Origin of the sequence: Octadecabacter algicola, assembly GCF_021532625.1 — a bacterium.
Taxonomy (GTDB): Bacteria; Pseudomonadota; Alphaproteobacteria; order Rhodobacterales; family Rhodobacteraceae; genus Octadecabacter; species Octadecabacter algicola.
The window spans coordinates 259044-283149 of sequence record NZ_JAKGAR010000002.1; the positions used below are offsets into that span (position 1 = coordinate 259044).

20 protein-coding genes are annotated in these 24106 nt (G+C 53.5%); 11 read left to right on the plus strand and 9 right to left on the minus strand.

What is annotated here, in order from left to right:
- Window positions 1–140: 140 nt before the first annotated feature.
- The 5 genes from L0666_RS08095 (at window position 141) to L0666_RS08115 (ending at window position 6284) form a co-directional block, all read left to right on the plus strand.
- Entirely contained in the window at window positions 141–1361 is a 1221-nt protein-coding gene (locus L0666_RS08095; protein WP_235260159.1) for an HlyD family efflux transporter periplasmic adaptor subunit, read from the plus strand.
- Window positions 1358–2533 (plus strand): FtsX-like permease family protein, encoded by a 1176-nt coding sequence (locus L0666_RS08100; protein ID WP_235260160.1) that lies wholly within the window; start codon window positions 1358–1360, stop codon window positions 2531–2533. The genes L0666_RS08095 and L0666_RS08100 overlap by 4 nt, the downstream gene beginning before the upstream one ends.
- Window positions 2533–3222 (plus strand): ATP-binding cassette domain-containing protein, encoded by a 690-nt coding sequence (locus tag L0666_RS08105; protein ID WP_235260167.1) that lies wholly within the window; start codon window positions 2533–2535, stop codon window positions 3220–3222. Before L0666_RS08100 ends, L0666_RS08105 begins: the two co-directional genes overlap by 1 nt.
- A gap of 205 nt (window positions 3223–3427) precedes the next feature.
- A complete protein-coding gene (locus L0666_RS08110) occupies window positions 3428–5671 on the plus strand; it encodes an OmpA family protein (RefSeq protein WP_235260170.1) in 2244 nt (747 codons plus the stop codon).
- 1 nt (window position 5672) lies between these two features.
- Entirely contained in the window at window positions 5673–6284 is a 612-nt protein-coding gene (locus tag L0666_RS08115; RefSeq protein WP_235260172.1) for a hypothetical protein, read from the plus strand.
- Window positions 6285–6386: 102 nt separating this feature from the next.
- Here L0666_RS08115 and L0666_RS08120 read toward each other — a convergent pair whose 3' ends face one another.
- The 3 genes from L0666_RS08120 to L0666_RS08130 are packed head-to-tail and all read right to left on the minus strand — an operon-like array spanning window position 6387 to window position 9401.
- Window positions 6387–7397: an ABC transporter substrate-binding protein gene (locus tag L0666_RS08120; RefSeq protein WP_235260173.1), complete on the minus strand. Its 1011-nt coding sequence runs from the start codon at window positions 7395–7397 to the stop codon at window positions 6387–6389.
- Window positions 7376–8743, minus strand: a complete 1368-nt coding sequence (locus L0666_RS08125; protein WP_235261399.1) for a sensor histidine kinase — start codon at window positions 8741–8743, stop codon at window positions 7376–7378. The genes L0666_RS08120 and L0666_RS08125 overlap by 22 nt, the downstream gene beginning before the upstream one ends.
- Window positions 8733–9401 (minus strand): response regulator transcription factor, encoded by a 669-nt coding sequence (locus L0666_RS08130; RefSeq protein WP_235260174.1) that lies wholly within the window; start codon window positions 9399–9401, stop codon window positions 8733–8735. Before L0666_RS08130 ends, L0666_RS08125 begins: the two co-directional genes overlap by 11 nt.
- Window positions 9402–9504: 103 nt before the next feature.
- Between L0666_RS08130 and L0666_RS08135 the strand changes: the two genes are divergently transcribed.
- The 3 genes from L0666_RS08135 to L0666_RS08145 all read left to right on the plus strand — a co-directional run bounded on the left by L0666_RS08135 (window position 9505) and on the right by L0666_RS08145 (window position 12532).
- Window positions 9505–10491: a Bug family tripartite tricarboxylate transporter substrate binding protein gene (locus L0666_RS08135; RefSeq protein ID WP_235260176.1), complete on the plus strand. Its 987-nt coding sequence runs from the start codon at window positions 9505–9507 to the stop codon at window positions 10489–10491.
- Between the two features lie 72 nt (window positions 10492–10563).
- The gene (locus L0666_RS08140; RefSeq protein ID WP_216035270.1) at window positions 10564–11046 is read left to right on the plus strand and encodes a tripartite tricarboxylate transporter TctB family protein; all 483 of its coding nucleotides are present in this window, start codon (window positions 10564–10566) and stop codon (window positions 11044–11046) included.
- Window positions 11047–11050: 4 nt separating this feature from the next.
- Entirely contained in the window at window positions 11051–12532 is a 1482-nt protein-coding gene (locus L0666_RS08145) for a tripartite tricarboxylate transporter permease (protein ID WP_235260183.1), read from the plus strand.
- A 130-nt stretch (window positions 12533–12662) separates the two neighbouring features.
- Here L0666_RS08145 and L0666_RS08150 read toward each other — a convergent pair whose 3' ends face one another.
- Complete coding sequence (locus L0666_RS08150; RefSeq protein ID WP_235260188.1) at window positions 12663–12950, minus strand: amidohydrolase family protein; 288 nt, start codon at window positions 12948–12950, stop codon at window positions 12663–12665.
- Between the two features lie 233 nt (window positions 12951–13183).
- A complete protein-coding gene (locus L0666_RS08155) occupies window positions 13184–13891 on the minus strand; it encodes a hypothetical protein (RefSeq protein WP_235260190.1) in 708 nt (235 codons plus the stop codon).
- A 145-nt stretch (window positions 13892–14036) separates the two neighbouring features.
- On the opposite strand from L0666_RS08155, the gene L0666_RS08160 reads away from it, so the two are divergent.
- Window positions 14037–15170 carry a helix-turn-helix domain-containing protein gene (locus L0666_RS08160; protein ID WP_235260198.1) on the plus strand — a complete coding sequence of 378 codons (1134 nt, stop codon included), beginning with the start codon at window positions 14037–14039 and terminating at the stop codon, window positions 15168–15170.
- A 60-nt stretch (window positions 15171–15230) separates the two neighbouring features.
- On the opposite strand, the gene L0666_RS08165 is transcribed toward L0666_RS08160, so the two are convergent.
- The 3 genes from L0666_RS08165 to L0666_RS08175 all read right to left on the minus strand — a co-directional run bounded on the left by L0666_RS08165 (window position 15231) and on the right by L0666_RS08175 (window position 19927).
- Window positions 15231–17063: a glycosyltransferase family 2 protein gene (locus tag L0666_RS08165; RefSeq protein WP_235260201.1), complete on the minus strand. Its 1833-nt coding sequence runs from the start codon at window positions 17061–17063 to the stop codon at window positions 15231–15233.
- A complete protein-coding gene (locus tag L0666_RS08170; RefSeq protein ID WP_235260202.1) occupies window positions 17060–18622 on the minus strand; it encodes a hypothetical protein in 1563 nt (520 codons plus the stop codon). The genes L0666_RS08165 and L0666_RS08170 overlap by 4 nt, the downstream gene beginning before the upstream one ends.
- A gap of 96 nt (window positions 18623–18718) precedes the next feature.
- Window positions 18719–19927 carry an NAD-dependent epimerase/dehydratase family protein gene (locus L0666_RS08175; RefSeq protein WP_235260206.1) on the minus strand — a complete coding sequence of 403 codons (1209 nt, stop codon included), beginning with the start codon at window positions 19925–19927 and terminating at the stop codon, window positions 18719–18721.
- A gap of 347 nt (window positions 19928–20274) precedes the next feature.
- Between L0666_RS08175 and L0666_RS08180 the strand changes: the two genes are divergently transcribed.
- Together L0666_RS08180 and L0666_RS08185 are read left to right on the plus strand one after the other, a co-directional pair.
- A complete protein-coding gene (locus L0666_RS08180; RefSeq protein ID WP_235260208.1) occupies window positions 20275–21231 on the plus strand; it encodes a TonB-dependent receptor in 957 nt (318 codons plus the stop codon).
- A gap of 319 nt (window positions 21232–21550) precedes the next feature.
- Window positions 21551–22315: an endonuclease/exonuclease/phosphatase family protein gene (locus tag L0666_RS08185; RefSeq protein ID WP_235260209.1), complete on the plus strand. Its 765-nt coding sequence runs from the start codon at window positions 21551–21553 to the stop codon at window positions 22313–22315.
- Between the two features lie 112 nt (window positions 22316–22427).
- Here L0666_RS08185 and L0666_RS08190 read toward each other — a convergent pair whose 3' ends face one another.
- Complete coding sequence (locus L0666_RS08190; RefSeq protein ID WP_235260215.1) at window positions 22428–24083, minus strand: DUF4214 domain-containing protein; 1656 nt, start codon at window positions 24081–24083, stop codon at window positions 22428–22430.
- Between the last annotated feature and the right edge of the window lie 23 nt (window positions 24084–24106).

Below are 24106 nucleotides of genomic sequence, written 5' to 3' on the forward strand. Positions count from 1 at the left end.
AAGTCGCTCGCGATTCTTCACCAATTGGATTTGATCCAAGACAATACGCGAGGGCCGGTTATCATGTTAGACGGTTCAAAGGTTGTGCCCAGCACACTGAGAATTGAAGAAACGTGCGTAAAAAGGTCAGGTATTTCTAAATGTCGAAGGATGAAGACACTTCCCTAGGGCTTCCTTTGGAAGACGCAGGATTGACGAAAGCAGAACCGGCAAACGCCCCTAGAACGGCGGGCAGGTCGCGGTTGCTGCTTATCCCGCTTCTGTTGGGCACCCTATTTACGGGGGCTGTAATCGGTATGTATTTCCAACCGCCGGGGTTGCGCGCTTTCTTTAATACGACAGGGTTAGAACCGGGCGCAGGGACGGATACGCCCATCGCCGTTGCCATTCAGCAGGTCGTAGATCAAGAACAGATTGCGGTTATCAGCGAGGGCGATGTCGTTGCCTTGGGCCGTATCATTCCGCGTGGCGATGTTATCAGCGTTGCAACACCATCGGGTGGGGCGGACGCACGGATTGCGCAATTGCAGGTCGCTGTTGGCGATGACGTCGAAGCGGGTGATATCCTTGCGGTGCTTGATAACCTGACCCAACTGGAAAGCGCTGTGGCCTCAGCGCAAGCCGAAGTGCGCGTGCGAGAGGCAACTTTGGCCCAAACTCGCGCATCCAATACAGCAAGTCAGGCAGAGGCGCAGGCCTCGCTTGAACGTGCAGAGGCTTCGGCAACGGTTGCTCAATCTGAGCTGGATCGTGTCACGACCCTGTTTGAACGAGGTGTTATTACGCGTGCGAGTTTTGATCAGACGGTCGCTACGGCCACTCAAGCCGCGCGCGACGTTGAACGCGCCAAGGCGACGTTGTCACGATATGAAACCGGTTCGGAAACAGTGCAGGCTGATATTGCCGTCGCCGAAGCTAACCTTGCCGCGGCGCGGGCTACCCTTGTCGCGTCCCAGACCGACTTGGACAGCGCTTATGTGCGCGCACCCGAGCGTGGTCGGATCCTTGATATCAACGTGCGGCCAGGGGAACGCCCTGGAACGGAAGGTATTATCGACCTCGGAGACACCTCGCAAATGACGGTCGAAGCAGAAGTCTATCAAACGATGATTGGCCGCGTCACAATTGGCGATCCGGCGATTATACAAGCCGATGCTCTGGCTCAGGATTTGATCGGAACGGTTTCGGCGATCGGGCTTGAGATCGGACGGCAATCGATTACCTCCGATGATCCGGCGGCCAATACGGACGCGCGGGTGGTTTCTGTGATCATCACCCTTGATGCGGACTCTTCCCCAATCGCGGCACCGTTTACCAACCTCGAAGCTATTGTCCGGATCGACGCCGGCCGCACACCTTGAGCCGCCTGCTCACCCTGTTGTTCGGCCGCTTGCCCATTGGCTGGCTGCAACTGACCCATAGCCGTGGCCGATTTTTCGCGGCAGTGGCAGGCGTAGCTTTTGCGAATCTTCTGGTGTTTATGCAGCTTGGGATCATGGGGGCGCTGAACACATCAACGGTGGCCCCCTATGCGATGTTAGATGCCGATATCATTTTATCGTCCGAAGACGGAAACACGCTGACAGATGATGGGCACATACCCCGTGCCCGAATGTATCAAGCACTTGGCGTTGCGGGCGTTATGGATGCCACGCCCCTTTTTATTGGGAACCTGCCTTTCACCCTCGAAGATGGATCTTCGGTCTCTCTTCTTAGTTTTGGGATGGATGTGACAAAGCCGCAGTTCAGCGCCTCGTCCATTGCGCCTGTGTTGAGCAAACTGAGCCTTGAAAGCACAGCTTTATTGGATGAAGGAACCCGTGGCATGCCCGACTCTGTCGTTGAGGAACTTATGAGCGGGGGCCGTTTTGTATTTGAAACGGGCGGTAATACACTGACTGCGATCGGCACAATGGATGTCGGTGGCGGTTTTTTAGCGGATGGCATGATGATCATGTCCGACCAGACTTTTTTGCGGGTGTTTCCGAGCAGAACCAGCGGTGCGCCAAATCATATCTTGATCCAGACCGTTGACGGCGTTGCCGTTGATACCGTCGTGGCTCGTCTGGACGCCGCCCTTCCAAGCGGCAACTTACGCATCCAAAGTATGGAGGCGTCCGCCTCCAACGATCTAGCCTACATGGCGACGGAACGCCCGACAGGCATCATCTTTGGTTTTGGTGTGTTCATGGGTATTCTTGTGGGGCTGGTCATTGTCTATCAGGTGCTGTCGACAGACGTTGCCGATCACCTGCGCGAATACGCCACGTTCAAAGCCATGGGGTATGGTCAGCCGTTCTTCCTTGGCATTGTCTTTGAGGAGGCCATTGTTCTTGCCGTGTTCGGTTTCATCCCCGGTTTCTTCGTTTCAATGGGGCTTTATGCGGGGCTGGTGTCGGTTACTGGCTTGCCCGTTGAAATGGACGCCAGCCGTGCGATCCTGGTATTTCTGGGCACCCTTGCCGCATGTAGCCTGTCAGGAGCGATTGCCACGCGGCGGCTCGCCAATGCTGATCCGGCGGAGTTGTTCTGATGAACGATGCCGTTATCTCCACCCGCAACCTTGATCATTTTTTCGGCACGGGTGACGCGCGAAAACAGGCGATTTTTGATATCAATCTGGAGATCGCGCGAGGCAGTCTAACGATCCTTATGGGGCCGTCTGGGTCTGGGAAAACGACACTGCTGACGTTGATCGGCTGCTTGCGCGATGTGAAAGACGGTCAGGTGCACGTTCTCGGCCATGAGTTGAATGGCGCAAGTGAGGCGGTGCTTGTGGGGCTGCGCCGTCGTCTTGGGTTTATCTTTCAGGCGCACAATCTACACGAAAGTCTAACAGCCACGCAAAACGTGACGATGGGGCTGCAGGTCCATGGGCATGGGGATGCTGTGAAGCAACGAAAAGCCGCGCACCACGTCCTTGATTTGCTTGGCCTCGCAGATCGGCGTGATTATCTGCCGGCAAGTCTATCTGGCGGTCAAAAGCAACGAGTCGCCGTTGCCCGTGCGTTGGTGTCCAACCCAGAGATAATACTGGCTGATGAACCGACAGCTGCCTTGGACAAGGAATCTGGGCACACAGTCGTCCAAATGCTAAAATCCCTTGGCAAGGCGCGCGGTACCACCACAGTGATGGTCACACATGACCCGCGTATCCTTGAGATGGCTGACCGGATTATTACCCTCGAAGACGGGCGGGTCATTTCGGACGAGCTGCAATAGCATTCCTGTCGAGTTCGATTGGGGGCGCTGGGCACGTACACTGTTGCTATTTGTTGCTAAACTCTTGGGCAAAAATGGCTGAAATAGTGCAATTATCGGGGGTCTCATTCGTCAGGAACGACGAACGCTATGCAAAACTCCCCCTGTACCTTTAGGTGTACTTGTCTAAACCAGAGATGAGATTTTTGAGAAAGAGGAGCTCTCGGTGCGAAAATTGTTAGGTGGGGCTGTCATTGTTGCTGGCGTTGTGGGGACCGGATGGTACGGATCCGCAAACAATGCCAAGACGATGCAAGGCGAAATCACAGACGCCGCGGCAGGTGCTGCGCAGGGGACGATCCATCCGATCGAAACCCAAGTGTCTGGTCGCGATATTATGGTTTCTGGGATCGCGAACAGCGATGCGGAACGTGAAGAAATTCTTGCAAGCATGAATGAATTGGATGGGCGCCGCGTTGTGCGCGATGATTTGCGCGTCCTAGAGACAGCTAGCCCTTATTTGTTCAATGCAGCCAAAGATGCCGATGGGACAACTCATTCAGGCATGACCCCAACTGAGGCCGATCGCGCTGTATTGGCGGAACGCATTGGAGCGGATGCTGACACTCTCGATCTGATGGCAGGTGCGCCTGAGGGCGATTGGACTGGCGTTGTTGGTCAAGGCCTTAACAGCCTTGAAGCGTTGCAGGGCGGGGCATTGACCGTTTCGGACAGTGTTATCACCGTTACTGGCGATGCTTTGACACCTGAAAATGACATGGCTGCGCGGTCTGCATTGGCTGATCTGCCAGACGGGTTTGAAGCGAACTTCGATATCAATGTACTTGATGACGGTACACCGCTTCGCCTGACTTTGGATCTTGGCGAAGATGGTTCTGTTTCTTCGGCAGGCAAGATCCCGTCCACACTTGAAATTGCTGACCTTTCTGCATCCTTGGGGTCCGATGTAGGGGACGGCATTGCGCAAAGCGCATTGGCACCTGCTTTGGCGGATTGGGCTGAGGCATCTAAGACGGGCGCAGCCGCCTTAGGCGAGCTGGAATCTGGTCAGATGCAAATGATAGAAGACACACTTGCTATCACAGGTGTTGCGACGCCAGATGGCAAAGCAGCAGCCGAAGAATTGCTTGCGGCGATGCCGGAAGGTTTCACAGCGACCAGTGACATCACTCTTTATGACGATGGTGAGCCGTTCGCTCTGGAAATGACAAGTGACGACGCCGGAATGACGGCACGTGGTAAATTCCCGGCGGACCTTGCTGCTTCTGCTATTATTGGTGATGTGCCTGCTGGCGATATTCGCAACGCCTTCATTGGTGACGACACTGGTTTTGCAGCCGTGGCCGCATCAGGCGTTGAGGCATTGGGCCTTCTCGAAGAAGGCACGTTGAGCATCGTTGGGACTGACGTTTCATTGAAGGGTGTCGCACGGACACCAACAGAGGCAGACGCGGCCACAGCACTGTTTGGAGATCTTCCAGACGGCTTCACGACAGCCTTTGATATCACGGCAATCGACGATGGAACGCCGCCAAACTTTAATGTTGTTTACACGGCTGCCGATGGGGCAACCGTCTCAGGCAAGCTTCCTGCAGATACGGACATTACTGACCTTACAGCGGCACTTGATGTCGACGCCGTGTCAGGCGACGCCGTGCAAGGTTTGGTTGGTGAAGGCGCTCAAGCGACCGAAAGGCTCGCTGCAGTGTCAAACTGGTTACCTGAACTGGAAACGCTGACCTTTAACAGCAACGATGCAGCGATCACCGTGGACGCAGTTGCCTCCCCTGGTGTTAACGTTGACCTGATCCAAGCGGGTCTTGCCGAAGCTGCGGGTTCTGATGCCGCTGTGACGGTATCCGCGGCAACGGATTTACCTGATGACGGGACCACGCGGACGAACCAAGCGACTGGACGCGTTGAGACGCTAACAAACGGCTTCTGGCTGCCGATCTTTGACTTTGTGTCAGATGCCGATAGCTGCAACGCGCAATCCGCTGAGGCCCTACAGGCCAATCGCATCAACTTCGTTACTGGCTCTGCCCAGTTGGATGCTCAATCCGTACGGGCCATCAACTCGGTAGCGGCAATTGTACGCAAATGCCTGTCTGAGACTGATCTGAACGTCGAAATTGGCGGACACACTGACAGTCAGGGCGGCGAAGACTTGAACCTTCAGCTGTCGCAGGAACGCGCCAGTTCTGTTCGCACGGCTTTGATTGCACGCGGTGCTGCGGATGCTGAAATCGTTGCTTTGGGCTATGGTGAAGCCGAGCCAATTGCAGACAATGAAACGGCCGAAGGCCGTGCTGAAAATCGAAGAACGACAATTCGCTGGTTCACACCAGTGGTCGAGGAAATCGAGGAACCAGCGACAGAAACACCACAAGATGACGGCGCGACTGACGATGCCGCTATTACAGACACCAATACGGAAGTAGGAGAATAAGATGTTTCGTGAATGGGGATTTCTACTAACAGAGATTTGGGTCCTTCTTGCTATTGCAGCATTGCTAGGCCTTTTGGCAGGGTGGATCATTTGGGGCCGTCGGTCTGAAGTGAACATCGACACCGGCGAAGCCGACAAACTGCGTGCTGATCTTGACGCATGCCGTGCCAAGCACGCTGAGAAAGATGCGCAGATCGATGATCTTAATGCACGCTTGGCAGCGGTTCCTGCGCCTGCGCCTGTGGCTTCTGCGGCGCCAGTCGCTGCGGCTGCGCCTGAAGGTCAAGACTTCGATGGCGACGGTGTAATTGAAGGCAAGAACGAGGGCGAAAAGCCAACGACCCTGTCTGAGCCTCGTGCTGGGGGCGCAGATGATCTTAAGAAGATCAAAGGCGTTGGACCCAAGATGGAGAAGCTTTGTAACTCGCTTGGTTTCTGGCACTTCGATCAGGTCGCCAGCTGGACTGAGGCAGAAGTTGCATGGGTCGATGCAAACCTTGAAGGGTTCAGCGGTCGTGTTAGCCGAGACAATTGGGTCGAACAGGCGGCGCTGCTTGCCACGGGTGGCGAGACCGAGTTTTCTAAAAAGGTCGACAAAGGCAACGTGTACTAAGCGAAAGCCATTCGATCCGATTTACACTGAAACAGCCCCGCTATTCGCGGGGCTGTTTTTCGTTGAGCTGGTTCTGACGTCTTGCAACTTTGCGAGTGGCCGCTACTCATCTTGTACAATCGCGTCCTCCCACTCACGGATAAAAGCAGCGCGTTTCATTTGATCTAGATAGGTCATGAGTGCGGGGTTAAGCGCGATGGTTGTCTGGCCTTCGTTCGCTTCGGTGGCGGATAGGGGCGGAAGAGGGAAACGTGCCGGATCGCCAACAGCCTGAAGTGTCAAAAGATGGCGCACGAAGTCTTCGGCGACCAGCGGGTCGGACGCTGTGCTTGAGGCCAGAACGGTACGCATCATCGTCGTTGGAAATTCTGACGGCAAGATGACCAAAATGTCGTTCGATGCTTGCGCGCGTACCTGTGCGTAGCTTCCCAAGACATTGTACGCCATGATCAGTTCGCCCGAGATCAGGTCATCGATCATTTGACCGGAACAGCAATAAAGGCGCGCGTTGATGCGGCCCATAACCTCGGTCAGGCGCCAGAACGTTTCCGAGGCGCGGGCGTCTTGAGTGGCGAACAGGTAGCCCAAGCCCGATTGTCGAACGTCATAGGTTCCGACCTTACTTTGAAAACGGTCGGGATTATCCCGCATCAATTGGATTAGGTCTTGGCGGGTGTTGGGGATCGGCAAATCACCCAGCGCGCTGCGGTTTACGACAATTGCTGCTGGTTCGGATGTAAATGCAAACAGGCTATCGTGCCATTGGGCCCAATCGGGGTGGCTGACGTCCAACAGCCGCGCTGCAAATCCGTCGTTGGCAAGTTTCAGTTGCAGGTCCATCGCGCTGGAGATGACCACATCGAAATCATCGGGTGTTTCGCGGAAAATCTTGTTGAGGTCGGCGGTTCCGGTCACAAGGTATTCTACGGACACCGCTGGATTGGCCGCGATGAAGTCATCAATGATAGGCGCAAAGAACGAGGTGTCTGTGCTGGACAGAATCCGGAGGATTGTATCGGCGTTCTCAGCGCCGAACATTTTCTGGTCTTCCCAATCTTGTGCCTTTGCGATCAGTGGCGCCAAACACAAGGCTAGAAGTGCAAGGTAACGCATGCGCCGCCCTCCGGTCTATTATGTAAAGACATTGTACCACCATGTGCAGTAGTGACTTCTTTGGCGATCGTCAGGCCCAGACCTGACCCCACCTTGTTTCCCGTATCTTTGCCACGCACGAACCTGCCTGACAGGGTCGCAATCTCGTCGGGGGCAAAACCGGGCCCGCCGTCCAGAACGCTGATGTTTACAGTTGGTGTAGCTGAGACATCAATGACGACCGCTGTTTCAGCTGGCGCATATTTCAGCGCGTTGTCGATCAGATTGCGCAGCGCGTTTTGCAGCAAGATAGCATCGCCAGATAGGACGGCGGGGCTGTCCGACTTCAAGGTCAACGTGATGTCTTTCATGTCCGCTACGGGTGTCATCCGTTGAACCAGTTCGCGTAGGAGTTCGACCAGATCGACGTCTTCCGTTTCGAGGTTCTCGGCGCGAAACGTGACCATGGCATGATCGAGCAACTGGCCAGCGGCGCGACTGCTTTCGTCGATTGCACGCACCATAGATTGCAGGGCCGCGCGATTGTCGGCGTGTTCTACCCGCTGCAACGTGGCTTCGGCATGAGACCGCACAGTGGCAAGCGGGGTACGAATGCGGTGAGCGGCTTCGGCAATGAAATCCTCAGATTGGGTCAGCGTATGATCAAGGCGCGACATGAATGTGTTGAGCGATCCTACAAGAGGACCCATTTCGCTGGGAACCGCTTTTGTAACGGGGCTGAGGTCTTGGGGGCCGCGACGGGTTACTGAGCGCGTTAGCCGGTGCAACTGGCCACTTGTTGACGACGCGGCCCAAAGGGCGAGGGCGGATGACAGCACAAAGAATCCCAACCCAATCAGCGCGACATTGCGCGAGATCGTATTGAGCGTGTCCGACAGCGCGTCTTGGGTTTGTGCGATGGAAACCGACACCGTGCGTGGTCCGTCGGCCCCGATCAAAGTCCGCATGCCGGTCGCCATGCGGATGGGGTCGCCGTTGAATGTGGTGCTGGTGAATTCCGTCTGATCGGGAGTGGGCGCGGTGGGTGACTGCAAAGTGTCATAGCCTGATAGCAAACTGCCATTTTCATAAACTGCATAGAAAACGCGGTCGTCGGCAGTGGTTCCCAGCATGGACAGAGATGAATAGGGGAAATCCAACGTCACACTTCCGTCACGGATAATGGCGGTATCCAAGATGGACGACATAGAAGCATTGAGAATGTTGTCTTGGCCTTGTTGGGCGACCTGTGTTGCAAGTGCGCGAACGACGACGAACAAGATTGCAGCCAAGACAGCCGCGCCGCCCGTCAGGATCAATGCCAAACGGTTTCGTAGCGATCCTGAGACGTTCACATCATCCGTCATCATCCAGCCTATACCCTAATCCACGCAGGGTCTTGATTTGAACGCGCGACCCTTCGAGGTGCTTACGTAGGCGGCCAATATAAACTTCGATGGCGTTTTCGGATACGTCATCATCGTAAGAAAACAACCGATCAACCAGCTTCTGTTTCGAGAACACCTTACCCTGAGATGTTATCAGCAGTTCCAGCAGCCGCAGTTCGCGATTGCGCAGGTTTATGCTTTGGCCTTTGACGCTAAGGTGACCCGCAAGGGTGTCAAATTCCACGTCGCCAACTGTCAAAACAGACTGCGCAGAACCGGATTTTCGACGTAACACAGCGCGACATCTGGCCTGTAATTCGGAGTGGTCGAAAGGCTTTGTGACGTAATCGTCGGCCCCTAAGTCCAACATACTGATTCGATCAGACACCTGACTGCGAGCTGTCAGAACGATGATTGGCGTGTCGTTTTGGGCCGCGCGTTGCTGTTTTAGGAAGCTGCGGCCATCCCCGTCAGGTAGCATAATATCGAGCAATATTAGGTCGTAATCGCCGGTTGATGCAAAGGCCGTCGCATCTGCGATTTTTGCAGCGTGATCAACGATATGCCCATCAAGACGGATGCGCGATGAAATCGCGTTTGCAAGGTCCATGTTGTCTTCGACGAGCAGGTATTTCATAGGCGTAAGTTATCCGATTTTGGGCATGACAGGTCCATGTCAGGTTGTTGTGGTTTGGTGTCCGCAGGGGCCGTGGGAGACGGCTACCAAATGGGAGAAGAACATGACAACGATGAAAATGGGCCGTCGCGCCCTGATTGCAACTGCGGTTGCTACCTTGGGTCTTGGCAATGCAGCCTTCGCTGATGGCCACCAAGTCCTTGATGATATCCACTTCATTATTCCTGGTGGCGCCGGTGGCGGCTGGGACGGCACGGCTCGCGGAACTGGTGAAGCCTTGACCGAAGCAGGCATCGTCGGCTCTGCGTCTTATGAAAACATGTCCGGTGGCGGCGGTGGCGTCGCGATCGGCTACATGATCGAAAATGCAGACAGCAACCACGGTACGTTGATGGTCAACTCGACCCCGATCGTGATCCGGTCGCTGACGGGCGTATTCCCGCATAACTTCCGCGACCTCACATTGGTGTCCGGCACAATCGGCGATTACGCTGCAATTGTTGTGCCAGCGGGTAGCGACATTTCCAACATGGAAGAGTTCTTGGCCGTGTTTGACGCGGATCCAGCTGGCACACCGATTGGTGGCGGGTCTGTTCCGGGCGGTATGGATCACCTCGTTGCAGCCATGGTTATGGAAGCATCCGGTCGTGACGCATTGGGTGTGAACTACATCCCATACGATGCTGGTGGTACAGCTATGGCGGCATTGCTGTCTGGCGAAATCAAAGCGCTTTCTACAGGCTTTTCTGAAGCGGTCGATCTGGCCAATCAGGGCGAAGTTCAGATCATTGGTGTGACATCTGACGCCCGCGTTGACGCGGCACCAGAAGCCATGACCATGATGGAGCAAGGCATCGACACAACCTTCGTCAACTGGCGCGGTTTCTTTGCGGTACCTGGCCTGCCAGAAGAGCAGCTGACAGCGTACCAAGATGCGATTGCTGCGATGTATGAGACCGAAGAATGGGAAGCCGTTCGCGCCCGTAACGGTTGGGTCAACATCCACAACTCAGGTGATGATTTCCAAACGTTCCTTGAAGAGCAGGAAACGGTGATTGGCGATCTAATGACAAAACTGGGCTTCCTTTAAGAGAAGACCATTGGGCAGAGCGGGTTACCCGCTCTGCCATTTCTTATTTCTTTACAATTTGGGAGTGGGCTGATGGCCTTGGATCGTTGGATCGCACTTGTCCTGTTGGGCATCTGCATCGTTTATGGATACACCGCGTGGTTCACGATGGACGGAAGTCTTGCGCCATTCATGCGCCGAAATCCGATCTGGCCAAGCACATTTCCCAAGGTGCTTTCGATTATCGGCATCGTTGCCTCGCTCGTTATTTTGCTCGGGCTAGAGAAGGGCGAAGAGAAGATCGGCGATATCGACCACCGTCGTTTGGGCGATTACTTCATCGGGCAGGCGTTGTTCTTGTTGGGCTTGATGGTTGTTTATGCCTTGTGCTTGCGCCCGTTGGGATTTGTGTTCTCAACCTCTGCATTTTTGATCATCGGGTCTTTTATTTTGGGCGAGCGTAAGTGGCACGTGATGGTTCCCGTCGCGCTGATCGCCACAGGCGCCGTGTGGTATCTCGTGCAAGAGGTGCTGGGCATCTTCTTGCGTCCTTTGCCGTTCTTCATGGGGGTGTAGAGCAATGCTTGAAGGTATTCTGATTGGCCTGCAAACGGCACTGTCTTTGCAAAACCTATTGGTCGTCATCGGCGGCTGTTTGATCGGCACATTCATCGGCATGTTGCCGGGACTTGGTCCGATGTCGATCATCGCAATCATGATCCCTGTCGCGATTACTATGGGTGATCCGTCTGCAGCTTTGATCTTATTGGCGGGCGTGTATTACGGCGCGATCTTTGGGGGATCAACGTCCTCGATTTTGCTGAACGCACCCGGAGTCGCGGGCACCGTGGCGTCCAGTTTCGACGGCTACCCCATGGCGCGGCAAGGTAAGGCTGGTAAGGCTTTGACGATTGCTGCGATCTCCAGTTTCGCAGGCGGCACGATTGGCGCGATCCTTTTGATGATTTTCGCGCCGATGTTGTCATCGGTGGCGTTGCTGTTTCATTCGGCGGAATACTTCGCGCTGATGGTTGTGGGCCTGTCTGCTATCGCGGCCTTTGCTGGTCCGGGGCAAGTAACAAAAGCAGTCATGATGACCGTATTGGGCCTGATCATGGCAACGGTAGGCGAGGGGGCGTTGTTCAACATGCCACGGTTTACCGCAGGCATCATGGACCTTCAGTCAGGCTTTGGCTTTATCACTTTGGCGATGGCGATGTTCGCGCTGCCCGAAGCTATTTTCCTTGTCCTGAAACCTAAAAACCTTGGGGATGATGGTGGTGAGATCAAGGATTTGCGCATTACACGTTCCGAAGCACGGGCGATCGCGCCGGTCATTGGGCGCCAATCAGTGCAAGGTTTCTTTATCGGGGTTTTGCCAGGGGCGGGCGCTACGATTGCGTCTTTCTTGGGGTATGCGGTTGAACGCAACATTGCACCGAAGGAAGAACAAGACGAGTTTGGCAAAGGATCTATCAAGGGCCTCGCTGCACCAGAGACGGCAAATAATGCGGCCTGCACAGGGTCATTTGTACCGCTTTTGACATTGGGCATTCCGGGGTCTGGGACCACGGCGATCCTTCTTGGCGCATTGATTGCACTGAATGTCACACCGGGCCCACGCCTTATGATCGATGAGCCACAGATTTTCTGGGCCGTCATCATGTCGATGTTCATCGGTAACTTGGTTTTGTTGATCCTAAACCTGCCATTGATCCCCTACATTGCGAAACTGCTGGCGATCCCGCGCAATTTCCTGATCCCTTTCATCTTATTCTTTACGTTGATGGGGGCCTACATCGGCCAAAACAACGCAACTGAATTGCTCATATTGGTTGGCTTCGGGATCTGCGGCATCGCGCTGAAATTCGCGAATTTCCCGCTGCCACCTTTGTTGATCGGGTTTATTCTGGGCGGCATGATGGAAGACAACTTCTCTCGTTCAATGCAGCTTTATGGTGGGGTGTCGTTTATCTTTGAACGACCAATGACACTGGGTCTTCTGGTCGTTGCTGCTGGATTGATTGTCCTTCCGATCCTAAGGGCGCGGAAAGCTAAGTAAGCCTGGGTTCACGGCGCTTGAAAACAAGTGCCGTGAACCGCTGATTTGTCTGGCGCATACAGAAATGTTGTAGTGTTGGCCAAGTTTGGCCTTGGTGTCACTGGCGCGTAGCACTGGGACATCCGAAGTCCTAATTCGATAACAGCCTATAGGCTTCAACGGCGTTGGTGCCAAAAATTGAGACACTTTCAAGTACATAGGGATTGAAGGACATCGCCAAATCCATCCATGTTCCATAGTCGCTTGCAATCGTAAGCACCGGCCAATCGCTTCCCCAAATGAGCCTTTGCGTCCCAAATTGTTCCACCAGATGTGCGACATACGGGGCGACGTCGTCTGGCCTCCAATCTTCGCCAGCTTTGGTCAATAGGCCAAACAGTTTGCAATAGTCCTTGGTTTCTTTGGCAAGGGTGGTCATGCCCTTGGCCAATCCTCAGACATGGCGCCTGCTATATCGGGTTTGGCGGCGTGGTCGATTACGGTACGCAGGTTTGGGCGGCGGGACAGCAGCTTTCGAAGTTGAGGAAGGTGACGTCTATAGCCGCATCCTCAAACGTTAAACTCTCACCGTAACCGATTATTTGAACGCTCCGGCTAACTGCAAACTGTATCAATCTTGCAGACCTTGGTTCGAGGCTTAACGAACGGAGATTATTGCGGATGACTTGCCAATCGATTGGCTGCCATGGGTCGAGGTTGGCGCAGGGTCTTCCAGAGCCAGAACAGCATTAAAAGGATGATGGTCAGTTCAGGCAGCGACAGTAAGCCAGAGTTTTGCACGGCGTCTGGAAACACGGATGCCCCAGGTCCTGTAAAGGCTGATCCAGCCGCGATGAAGAAGCCGATACACATCCGCAAAAGATGCTGGGCGATCCGATGTTTGCTTGAAATCGTTGTTCCAAAAACCATGCGGACATCGCCACCACTGGCAATGGCTGCCATGCCGAACAAGAAAAAGTAGTCTTCAGCCGCGAAGCCGAACAAACGCGCGTCTGGCAATGTCGTAGCGTACCAGCCCGCAAAGAAAAGAGTGGCCGCGTTCAGGCCATTTACCACCGCTACTGCGATGAACAGTCTTTTTGCGGCCCGCGCACGAATGCGTACAGCCAACACACCGCTTGCGACCAATGTCGCGCCGAGGATGCCCGCATGAAACGTAATCCAAAACGTCTCGTACTTGAGCGCTCCAAGGATCGCGCCCAACACGGATGCCAGCCCCATACTTAGAACAAACACACGACCAGCGCTTATATGAAGGCTGCGCCCCTTGCGTGATCCTAGGGCGATGGCGCCCACTATGACGGCCAAAGTGCCAAGAGTTACATGTGCAAACAATGCTATGATATCTGCGGTGGGCATAACGTATCCTATCCGTTGTTTTGGTTTTGTCCGGGTTATACGTGCCTTCGCGCCGTCCTGTCGTCCGCGCATGACGGCGAGGACATTTTTCTTTCATACGATCTGTTTCGTTGATGATGCCGTTCAAACCAGCGTATCAAGGAGAATGGAGAACGCGGCTGTTGTTACCCTCGCCGGACTTTGTCTAGGCATTGCCCTGACCGGACTACTTTCCGTTGTATTGCGGAAAGGTGGACTGCGTGAACGGTTCAGCCTTGGGTTCGTATACGTGGGATTCATTGGAATGATCGCACTGCCGATCGTCAGAGCCTTCGCCGAACCTGTATTGATAAATTATATGCCATTGTTGTTGGTCATACTGTTGGCGCTGCCACCAGCTTTTTATCACTACATTGCGGCCAGAACAGGCGCGGGACCATCGTTGAAAATCCCTTGGCGTGATTTGGCATTGCCATTGGCGGGGGGCGTTGTGTGCATCGGATATTGGATACTCCCTGCGCAAGCCAAGACAGCGATGTTCGTTTTGGGTGAATTGCCATCGGGGTTTTTGCCGGTTGCTCTCGCCCTCGCGACGTTTTTCTTGATCGTAGTTTGGTTCTTCGCGTCCTTCGCCTACCTTGTAGCGATACTGCGCCGACTTGCGGCTTACCGTGCCCAAATCCGGCAACTGTACTCGGACGTCGAAAAACGGGATCTACGCTGGATCGATGTGGTGATGGGACTGCTCACAATGATCTGGGCTGTCGGGGCGCTATGCCTCGCAGATGAAAACTTTGCGGGTGGCACGTTGTTCGTCGAAACGCTTTTTCTAGCGCTGATCGCTGGCGGCTTGTTGATCTTGAATATCTTTGCGCCGATCGCGCCGCCAGAACTAGAATTATCAGTCGAAGAACACGAACCCGATCTCAAGTATTCCCGCTCCGCGTTAACGCCTTCCCACGCCGCAAAGTTGGCAGCTAGGCTGGAAACGGCGATGCAAAAAGACACGTTATTTCTTGACCCGAGCTTATCGTTACAAAGACTGTCGCAGCATGTGGGCGCATTGCCAAACCAAGTGTCACAAACACTGAATCAAGAGATCGGTGCATCCTTCTTTGATTACGTCGCACGCTGGCGGATAGAGGCGTCAAAGCCGCTGATCATGAAAGGTGATGCATCGGTTTTAGCCGTTGCGCTAGACGTTGGATTCAATTCCCGCTCAACGTTCTACAAAGCCTTCAAACGTGAAACGGGCATGACGCCGAAAGCCTATCGCGCTTCGCTGGCGATTGCAGATTAAATCAACTTAGATCCCTCACACGCAATGGACCGCTGCGCCGGGTAGTTGTGCATTTTTTGATTAGGCAACACGGATCGGTTTTTGTGGCACGATATCTTCGATGTAGGCTTGCTCTTGAACGTGACGGACATTCGACAGTGAAATGCTCATCATGGATTCAAGTGTGAAATAAGCGCGGATAATTCGGAAGATCAGATATTCGGGCAAACAAAGAATTCCACGCGGCATACCGTTTAGAAGTGTCGCAAAGATCGCCATGATCGATGGTGCGCCCAAGAAAACGGCGAGGATCGCTTGCCAGATTAAGGGGCTTTGGGGGTTGAAGGCAGTTACATACTCTAGGATGCCGAAGAATATTAGAGGGACCAACATCGCGCGACGCGCAGAGTTTACCAGCATGTAAGGCAGCATCAGTTTGCCACGGATCGACACCCAGTCCGAATAGATCAAATCACGGCAGCGCGATGACACATGATAGATTGAGCGAAACCAGCGCATGCGTTGTTCGCGCATATGGGCGTATTCTGTTGGGACTTCGGAAACATAGCGGATGCGCGGATCGACAACGGATTTGAAGCCCAGCTCACCGATACGCAATGAAATGTCGGTGTCTTCGCCGTTCATGCCTTCGACAAAACCGCCCAAGTAACGGGGGTGTTCTGCGCGGTAGACTACGAACATTCCGGGAATGCCGACGACCCCTTTGATGGCCCCCATTGCCACGGAATAGAACCCGTGTTTCACCATCACTTCGAGCAAACGTGCGCGGTCAAACAGGCCACCACCCGGAGGGATAGGTACGCCGCCAACAACGCCGACCTCTGGATCAGTGAAGTACGGGATCGCGCGGCTAAGGTTGTCTTCGCCGAGAAGTGTGTCGGCGTCGACCCGTACCAGCAACTCGGTTTCGCAGGCGTCCATTCCGTCATTCAAAGCGTGTGATTTTCCTGGAGTCGGTACATCGATCACTCGGCCCGTTGCAGCTGTGCACGCGTTGATGGCATTTGTGGCAAGCTCAGCCGTGTTGTCGGTGGAATTGTTATTCATGATCAATATTCGCACGTCACCGCCATAGTGTTTGGCGGCTTTGTCCATCGCTTTGATGGTCCGTTCGATGATGTAGGATTCATTGTGGGCGGGTACGATGATACTGACCGATGGTTTTACAGGCGCTGGGCGCATCAACAAAACATCCATCACGGCAAGAATGTAGAGTTGGCCGAAAAACACCGGCAAAAACAAGAACACGCCAGGGCCAATACCCCCGAGCAACGCCCAGTTGCGCATGAAGTCAACAAGAGGCCAGTCGGCTCTGGAGGAGGTAATTGCTACAGATGATGCGACACCGAACGTAATGAAAAGACGAACCAATGCACTTCGTTCGTTTGTAGGGCGGTGTTCAACACGGATGCGTGCGGGCATATTGCCCCATTCCAACAATTTTACGGAATAGACTGCGAAGCCCAGCAATCCACTGACGATCTGAGAAAAGCTAAGACCATACCCATAACCCATGGTTAGGTAGAATCCTGCGTTTAGCAGATCTAGGATTGCGCAGCCGAACATGAAGGTAAGGATAAGATCCGCCCCAAACAGCAGCCGCATCTTCGGCGTGCCACCTGCGAATGCGGAAAATGAGATATAGAAAGACAGCACAAATATACGCATCGCGACGACGTGGTTGCCCTCATAAGGGGAGAACGTCCAATCGTGATTTGGGAAAATCGCGGCAACTGATGGCATGTTCACAAGGAACAATTGTGCGGTAGCGACGACTACAAATAGCAAGAGTGATGCCGGCGCGCGCCATTGTGGGACCGCTCCGGCAAAACGCTTGGGCGCGCTGTCCACGGATACAAAGTTAATCGCTTTGGTTTCGGTTGTCTTGGTCATTGGCGCGGTGCCATCGACAGTCGGTCCTCTACAACGGGCGAAATAGCCAAAACAATGGCGCTACTTGCAACGTCATTTTCGCCCGCGGTTACATCGGCTGATCGGGTCACGATGGCGCGTTTGTTGGCATCTAATCCGACAAACAATGCGGTCGAATGCAACGTACCGGCAACCGATACGATGTCGGCGCGACGAACCGCCGCCAAAGCCGCAGGGCCATCTACAACCTGTAACTCGGTGTCCGTCGTGATTAGATCAAGCGTCAAATCCAGCATGCGTTGTGCTTCGACAAGTGACATGTTGTCAGGGAAACTGATTGTGACAGGCTGGCGTCGATTGAGCATGCTTGCCGCTGCACGCAGATCATCCTCGAAGGTTTCACCGCCCTGTAAGAGACGTGTGCTAGAACGCAGTTCTGCAAACAGGTCTGGGCCGTTGTTGCAAACGCCGACGGCTTCATAATTTGACATAGCCGTGATTTCGATCAGGTTGCTGTCGAGCACCTCAACGTCGGTCAGATCCAAACGCCCAGAATGGATACCACCGTTGGTGGCAACTTCTGTGGCCTCCAGGATCGAACCGTTGTGGGTTACAATAACAGTCCATTTTGCATCGCCCGGTAGCGGGCCAAGCATGACTTCATAGTCAAATTCGCCGGGGGCCGACAAATGCGCGCGCGGACCGACACGGTACCAATGGCGCCATGTTGTCGTTTCCTTGAAAGTGCGGTGACCAGCATTCGCGCCGGCGGCTGCAATGTACTCGGGCCATGCGGGAATGGCTTCTTGAACCGCAAACGCGGGCGCACCAGACGCAACGAGCTCCCGAAGGGCTTTACCGGATAGCGTTTCACTGTCGGGCGCGTCCACAAACCGGACCTGATAACCGCGTGTTGTTAATTCTGCTGCGGCCAACCAACGTTCTTGGCGTTTTTCTTCGGGCAACCATTCAGGCCAGCCAAGCAATACCACATTGCCCCATGCTGCGACCTGATCGCGCGGTGTGAGCGCGGTGTCATCAATATTCAGCAGAACGCGGGTATCTTGTTCGATCTCAACGACGTTGGACCAGTCGCTATCCGGCGAACAGGATCCTGTATCATCAGCGACAAGCAATGCGTACCGCACACCAAGCGTATCGGACGCAAGATCGTCCGCAGTCAGTTCGATTTCCGTATTGATGTCATACTGACCGGGCCGCAAAAGAACTTCGCCGCGGATTTCGTTGCCGACCAGAACGCGCAAAAGGCTGTGCTGGCCGTCAGCGATCTGTGCAGTCGCACTCAGCGCAAGTGATCCGGTACGCAATGAAACGTCTTGTGGCATCTGAAACCGAGCAGTTTGGGCGCGGTTCGAAGTCGTCAACAAAAGCACGCCTTCGGGACGCGCGCGAAACAGACTGATGTAGGATGAAAAGTCTTCAGCGGCTGGTGTAATTTCGAATGTCAGCTTGGTATCGCGACCTGCAAAAAGTTGCGGAACGCGTTCAACAAGACCGAGCTTTGAAATACCCAGTGCGACTCCGGCCAGTAAGAAAACCAGAATTGATAAAATTAACATTCTCATGATCAACCCCACGTATCTCAAGATTTACTAATACTGGAACGGATGCGGGCACCCTGACGAACAGGGAACCCGCAGGTCTTTCGAAGTGGCTTACTCAGCTGCCATTTTGTTTAGAACACCGGGCTTCTGATTGTCGGTCCATGTGGACACGCACGGGATCATTTCCATGCGGCAACGGTCAGCGTACTTTTGGGACACTTCCATTGTTTCGGTAAGCAAGCCTTTTGCCAACGTCATTGGCTCAAGCCCAAGATCGATGAAGCCTTTGTTTGAGACGCGCAGATCGTTTTCAGCGGCCTCGTTGCGCGGGTTATCGACCATTGCAACCTTTGCACCGGATGCGTCTGCAACCATCTGCGCCAAGTCACGCACGCGGTGGGTTTCAGTCATCTGGTTGAGGATCTTAACTTTGTCACCACGAGCAGGCGGGTTCGCGATTGCCAACGCCAAGCACTGGACTGTGTCTTGGATGTGGATGAATGCGCGTGTCTGGCCACCAGTGCCGTGCACTGTCAGCGGGTGACCAACAGCCGCTTGCATCAAGAAGCGGTTCAACACTGTGCCGTAATCACCATCATAGTCGAAGCGGTTCAACAGCGCGTCGTGACGACGTGTTTCTTCTGTTTGGGTGCCCCAAACGATGCCCTGATGCAAATCAGTGATGCGCATGTTGTCGTTCTTGGCATAGAATTGGAACATCAGCTGATCCATGGACTTCGTCATGTGATAAACGCTGCCCGGGTTTGTTGGGTACAGGATGTCGCGCTGGAAAATCGTGCGGTCATCGCCTGGTACGTATACTTTCAGGTAGCCTTCTGGGATTTCCAGGCCGTCGCCATCATAGCCGTAAACGCCCATCGTACCGAGGTGAACAACGTGGATGTCTTCGCGCAATTCGGCAATTGCCGTCAGCAAGTTGTGCGTAGCGCCGATGTTGTTGTTGACCGTGTACAACTTGCCGTTTTCGTTTTTCATTGAATATGGAGCGGCACGCTGCTCAGCGAATTGGATCACTGTGTCTGGCTTGATCTCTTCGATCAGGTTGCGGAGAGCGGCGTAGTCTTGTGCCACATCAAAGTTGTGAAAACCAATCGGGCTGCCACCGGTTTCTTCCCATGCGGCGAGACGCTCTTCCATGGATGCGATTGGTGTCAGGCTGTCTGCGCCCAGTTCTTCATCGATAGCTCGACGGGACAGGTTGTCCACAATGTGCACATCGTGACCCTGTGCGCTGAGATAAAGGGATGTTGGCCATCCGCAGAAGCCGTCGCCACCAAGTACGATAATTTTCTTAGACATTGTGTATATCCTTACGTTTCCATGTTCGTTAACGGATCATTAATTTGAAAAGTGGCGGCTTTGTGCACCAGCTTGGGCAAACCAGCGGTAATGTTGTGGTTTTGGAAACATTTGGCGGGTTCCCTTGCGTCAAGAAGGACCCTTCTGCGGGGAGAAAAACGCCACAGTTCCCCACAAATCGTTGGTTGCGGGCGATTTCAGCGGTTTTTGGGCGCACCACTTGCATGTGCGGGAATCGCCGATTTGGAAACAACCGACGTAGTTTCGCAAGAATTTAATCAAAGTTCCGCCTTATTGAAGCGGCATCATCAGAAGGAACAAGCACACTATAATATTGAGATCCGATCATGACGAAAATTTGGGACCGCGCCCGCGCACTGGCAACGAAGAGTGTGGCAGCACCGCTTTGGCTCGCGTCCCTTGTGATCGTCCCAGAGACCGTCGCAGCCGATCTAGCGGACATTCAATGGTCTTCTACGTTGAGCTTTGATCGGGAAATGCAAATGACGTGGGACGAAGGCACGTTAAACACCGAGTTTGCAGCGGCCCCGTCTTTTCTGACAACCGCGAAAACGTCAACGTCGCTGCCCAATGGTGCACATCTTTCTTTTGGTGCGGACGTTCTGTTAACGGGAAACGGTGTTGCGACAACCAATGGTGAAACCGAACTAGAAGGTGGCCTGTCATTCAATTACCGGCAGAAATTCGGGACGAACAATGACTGGCAGTATCAGGTGCGCGGTGAATCCGATATTCTGATGTCCAACGAAGAATTGGTTTTTCAGCGCCAGCGCCTGGGGTTCCACCTTAAATATCGACTTAGCCCCGAACACTCGACCGCCGGATTTGTCCGTTTTGGGTATCGGGATCAGAACGACGATCGTCTTTTAGGATACGACCAGACGGAATTTCTGGGGTCGCTGACCCACACGTGGAGGCCAGAGGACAGCGATTTGACGTTCGCAGGCACCGTCTACACCGAAACACGGCGCGCCGATTATGCGCAGTACAGTTATGATGAAGTTGGCTTAAGGTTCATGGCCCGCACACCATTGTCTGAAACAAACGAAATGACCGCGCGCCTTTCAATCTATCAGCGGGAATTTCAGGATGGGTATTCTGCAACCAACCCGACCCATCGCGATGATACACGAATAAAGCTATCGGTTGAGGTCGAACATACTTTCTCAGATCAATTATCTGGCAGCGCCTATGCCGGTTGGGACGGCAATGGATCGACCATTTCCGGCTTGTCCTACGATGGCCCAATTGCGGGCGTCGCGATCACGTATCAATGGCAATGAAACGTCAGGGATCCGTCGAACCTGCTTGCTCGTTGAGCCATAACTCATGAGTCGAAACGCCGAAACCCAAGCCTGAACTTGCTGGATTGGGTCGCGTTTCATGATTCGAATTAGGCCAATTTTGCTCGCCTTGGCGTAAAATAAAGTGCGCCTAACGTTTACTCGGTCTTCATGAAATCGAGCAATTTCATGCGAAATGCCCGTTATAGCTCTCGCTATAGAAACAATGACCCTCTGTCCAATCTTTTGTCCACGCGCCCTTAAAAATAAGGCTGGCCAGAGGCGTGCATCCTCTGCTACCGCCATAATCAGGACACATTTGGAAAGGGTTTCTGCACTTATGTTGGATGGTCGTAGTTTCACCAAACTGATTTCTCTCAACGTTGAGGGTGCACGCCACCTTGATCGGGTCCTGCCATTTCTGGCGAAAGAAAGCCCTGATACAATTGCCCTGCTAGAGGCGCCCGAATTCCTCGAATCCACATTGTCAGAACTTGGGTATCACACGACCTTTGCCCCTATGATGATCCGCACCCAGGCGGGCCAAGAATTTCAAGAAGGCGTTTTGTTTGCCAGTCGAGAGCAGCACAGCGCGCAGCCGCATTACTACTATCGCGCGGACGCGGAGATTGTCCCTTTTGTAAAGGACGACAAGCGAAACTCGATTTCACACGTGGCGCTTCATGCGAAGATTGGCGATCTTGACATAGTGGCCACGCATTTCACATGGAACCGTTCCGGAGAAACCGCGGACCAGCATCAAAAGAATGACATGCGCTCACTCCTTGACGTTCTCGATCAATTACCAGCGCATGTCTTGTGCGGCGATATGAACATTCCCCGAAACGAGAATGAGCTTTATGACGTATTGTGTGAACGTTACGCCGACAATGTCCCGCAGACTTATGCTTCTAGTCTCGATCGAGACTTTCATCGCTTAGGCAATGATCCCGACCTTACCAAACTTTTTGAACGATTTATGGTCGATTATGTCTTCACCCAAGATTGCCACGTTGCATCTGATGTTCGACTGGAGTTCGGGATCAGTGACCACGCGGCAGTTGTGGCCCATCTTAGCGTTTAACGACGTGTGCAATAACGTTTCGAAAAGCCCCGCCGTCAACGCAGTCGAAGTTTCCAAACTAAGGCCGCGATGATGAAAGGTTAGTCAGCCCTGGGCGGACACGCGGGTCCTTCTAAATGAGGATTAAAAGGTCATCATCAAAGACCGCGATGTCTGTATTTTCGAACGTGGCTTGGACATCACCAGATACAAACTCGACGTTGGCACCGTTCTGAGTGAAAGCTGCCTGCGCTGTAGCTAAATCAGCAAACTGGAAATCAGTGACATCAATGCTGTCCCAAGCTTCAAGATTTAGAACGCGATCATTGCCTGCATGGGTTTCTTGGAAAATGAAAAGGTCTGATCCATGCCCACCTGCAATTACGTCATTTCCAGCGCCGCCATCAATTACGTCACCTTCCACGTTTTCACGCATCCAGTCTTCCAAAGAGTCTGCTGTTTTGTCACGGAATTCACTGGATTGGGCAAACCCACGGACAACTTCGGTCCGTGATGCACCGTTTTCTAGGTCGCTGACCCATCGGGCCAGGCCTGCATCATCAGCACTCCGATCCAGAACGTTTTGGTAGAGTAACTCAACGAAGTCGGCATTGCTTAGATTAGCGCCATAAGTGTTCTTAAATTCAGTCGAGTTCACAAAACCAGCAGCCTCATCCAAATACTCGGTACCAGATCCGAGGCGCTCTGTTCGGTTAAACATTCCGTTCACATCTGGTGCACGATCTAGCGTGGCCTGATAAAGGCGGAACACGTCATCGGCCCAAATTTGTTGTGTGTTGCCTTGCGCGAATTGGGCTGCATCTGTCGCAGTGTTGGTTTTGAATTCTTTGCTATTGGAAAAGCCCAAGACGACCTGCGCTCGTGACACGCCGGTTTCTAGGTCACCAACCCATCGGGCCAAGCCAGCATCATCAGCATCACGACCCAATACGTTTTGATAAAGGAGGTTAACAAAGCCAGCGTCACCGAGTGAGCCATAAGTATTTTGAAATTCTAACGATCCAACAAACCCATTGGCTGCTTCCAACAGCGTTAGTCCGTCCAATTCTAAACGTGTGGTCCAGTTTTGATGGCCGTTTGCGTCCGGCTCACGGCCAAGCGTCGCTTGATATAATCTGTAAACAGAGGCGGCCGTTTCAGCGAAAAAGGCAACGGGTAGGTCGTCAGAGACAAGTAAGTCATCGTCGTCACCGCCATATAGAAAATCTATGCCTTCACCGCCGGTAATAGTGTCATTACCCGCGCCGCCGAAAAGGATATCGTTATCCTCATCCCCCGTGATGGTGTCCCCGCCATTGTCGCCAAAGAGTATATCTGCGCCGCCATCACCGCTAATGACGTCCGCACCGTCGCCACCTTGAATAATATCGTCCCCGCCTAAGCCTTCAAAAGTGTCGTCGCCTGAGAGGGAGAACAACGTTGTTACAGTAATAGAGTCATCTTCGTCGCTACCTGAAAACGACCAATCCAAATCCGAAAATTGTTCGATAAGGTATTCCAGATTTAGCTGTGCAGATACGGTGTTATCGATCTGGCTTTGGATTGTATAAAGCCCGCCCGCAGAGAAGGTCGGTAAGTCGATTTCAATCAAGTCCACAAATTGAGGAGACCCTTGCCCGATAATGATCTGGGTAAAGTCAATTTCGTTGATGTATCCTCGTAATAGTTGACTACCTGTTGAGTTTACAAACAGACCACTACCACCCAGCGACGCGGCTTTCAGCCCATTCCCGCCAATCGAAATACTTGATCCAACCCCTCTTGCCACTCCTGAGGCTAGTGTCTCAATGA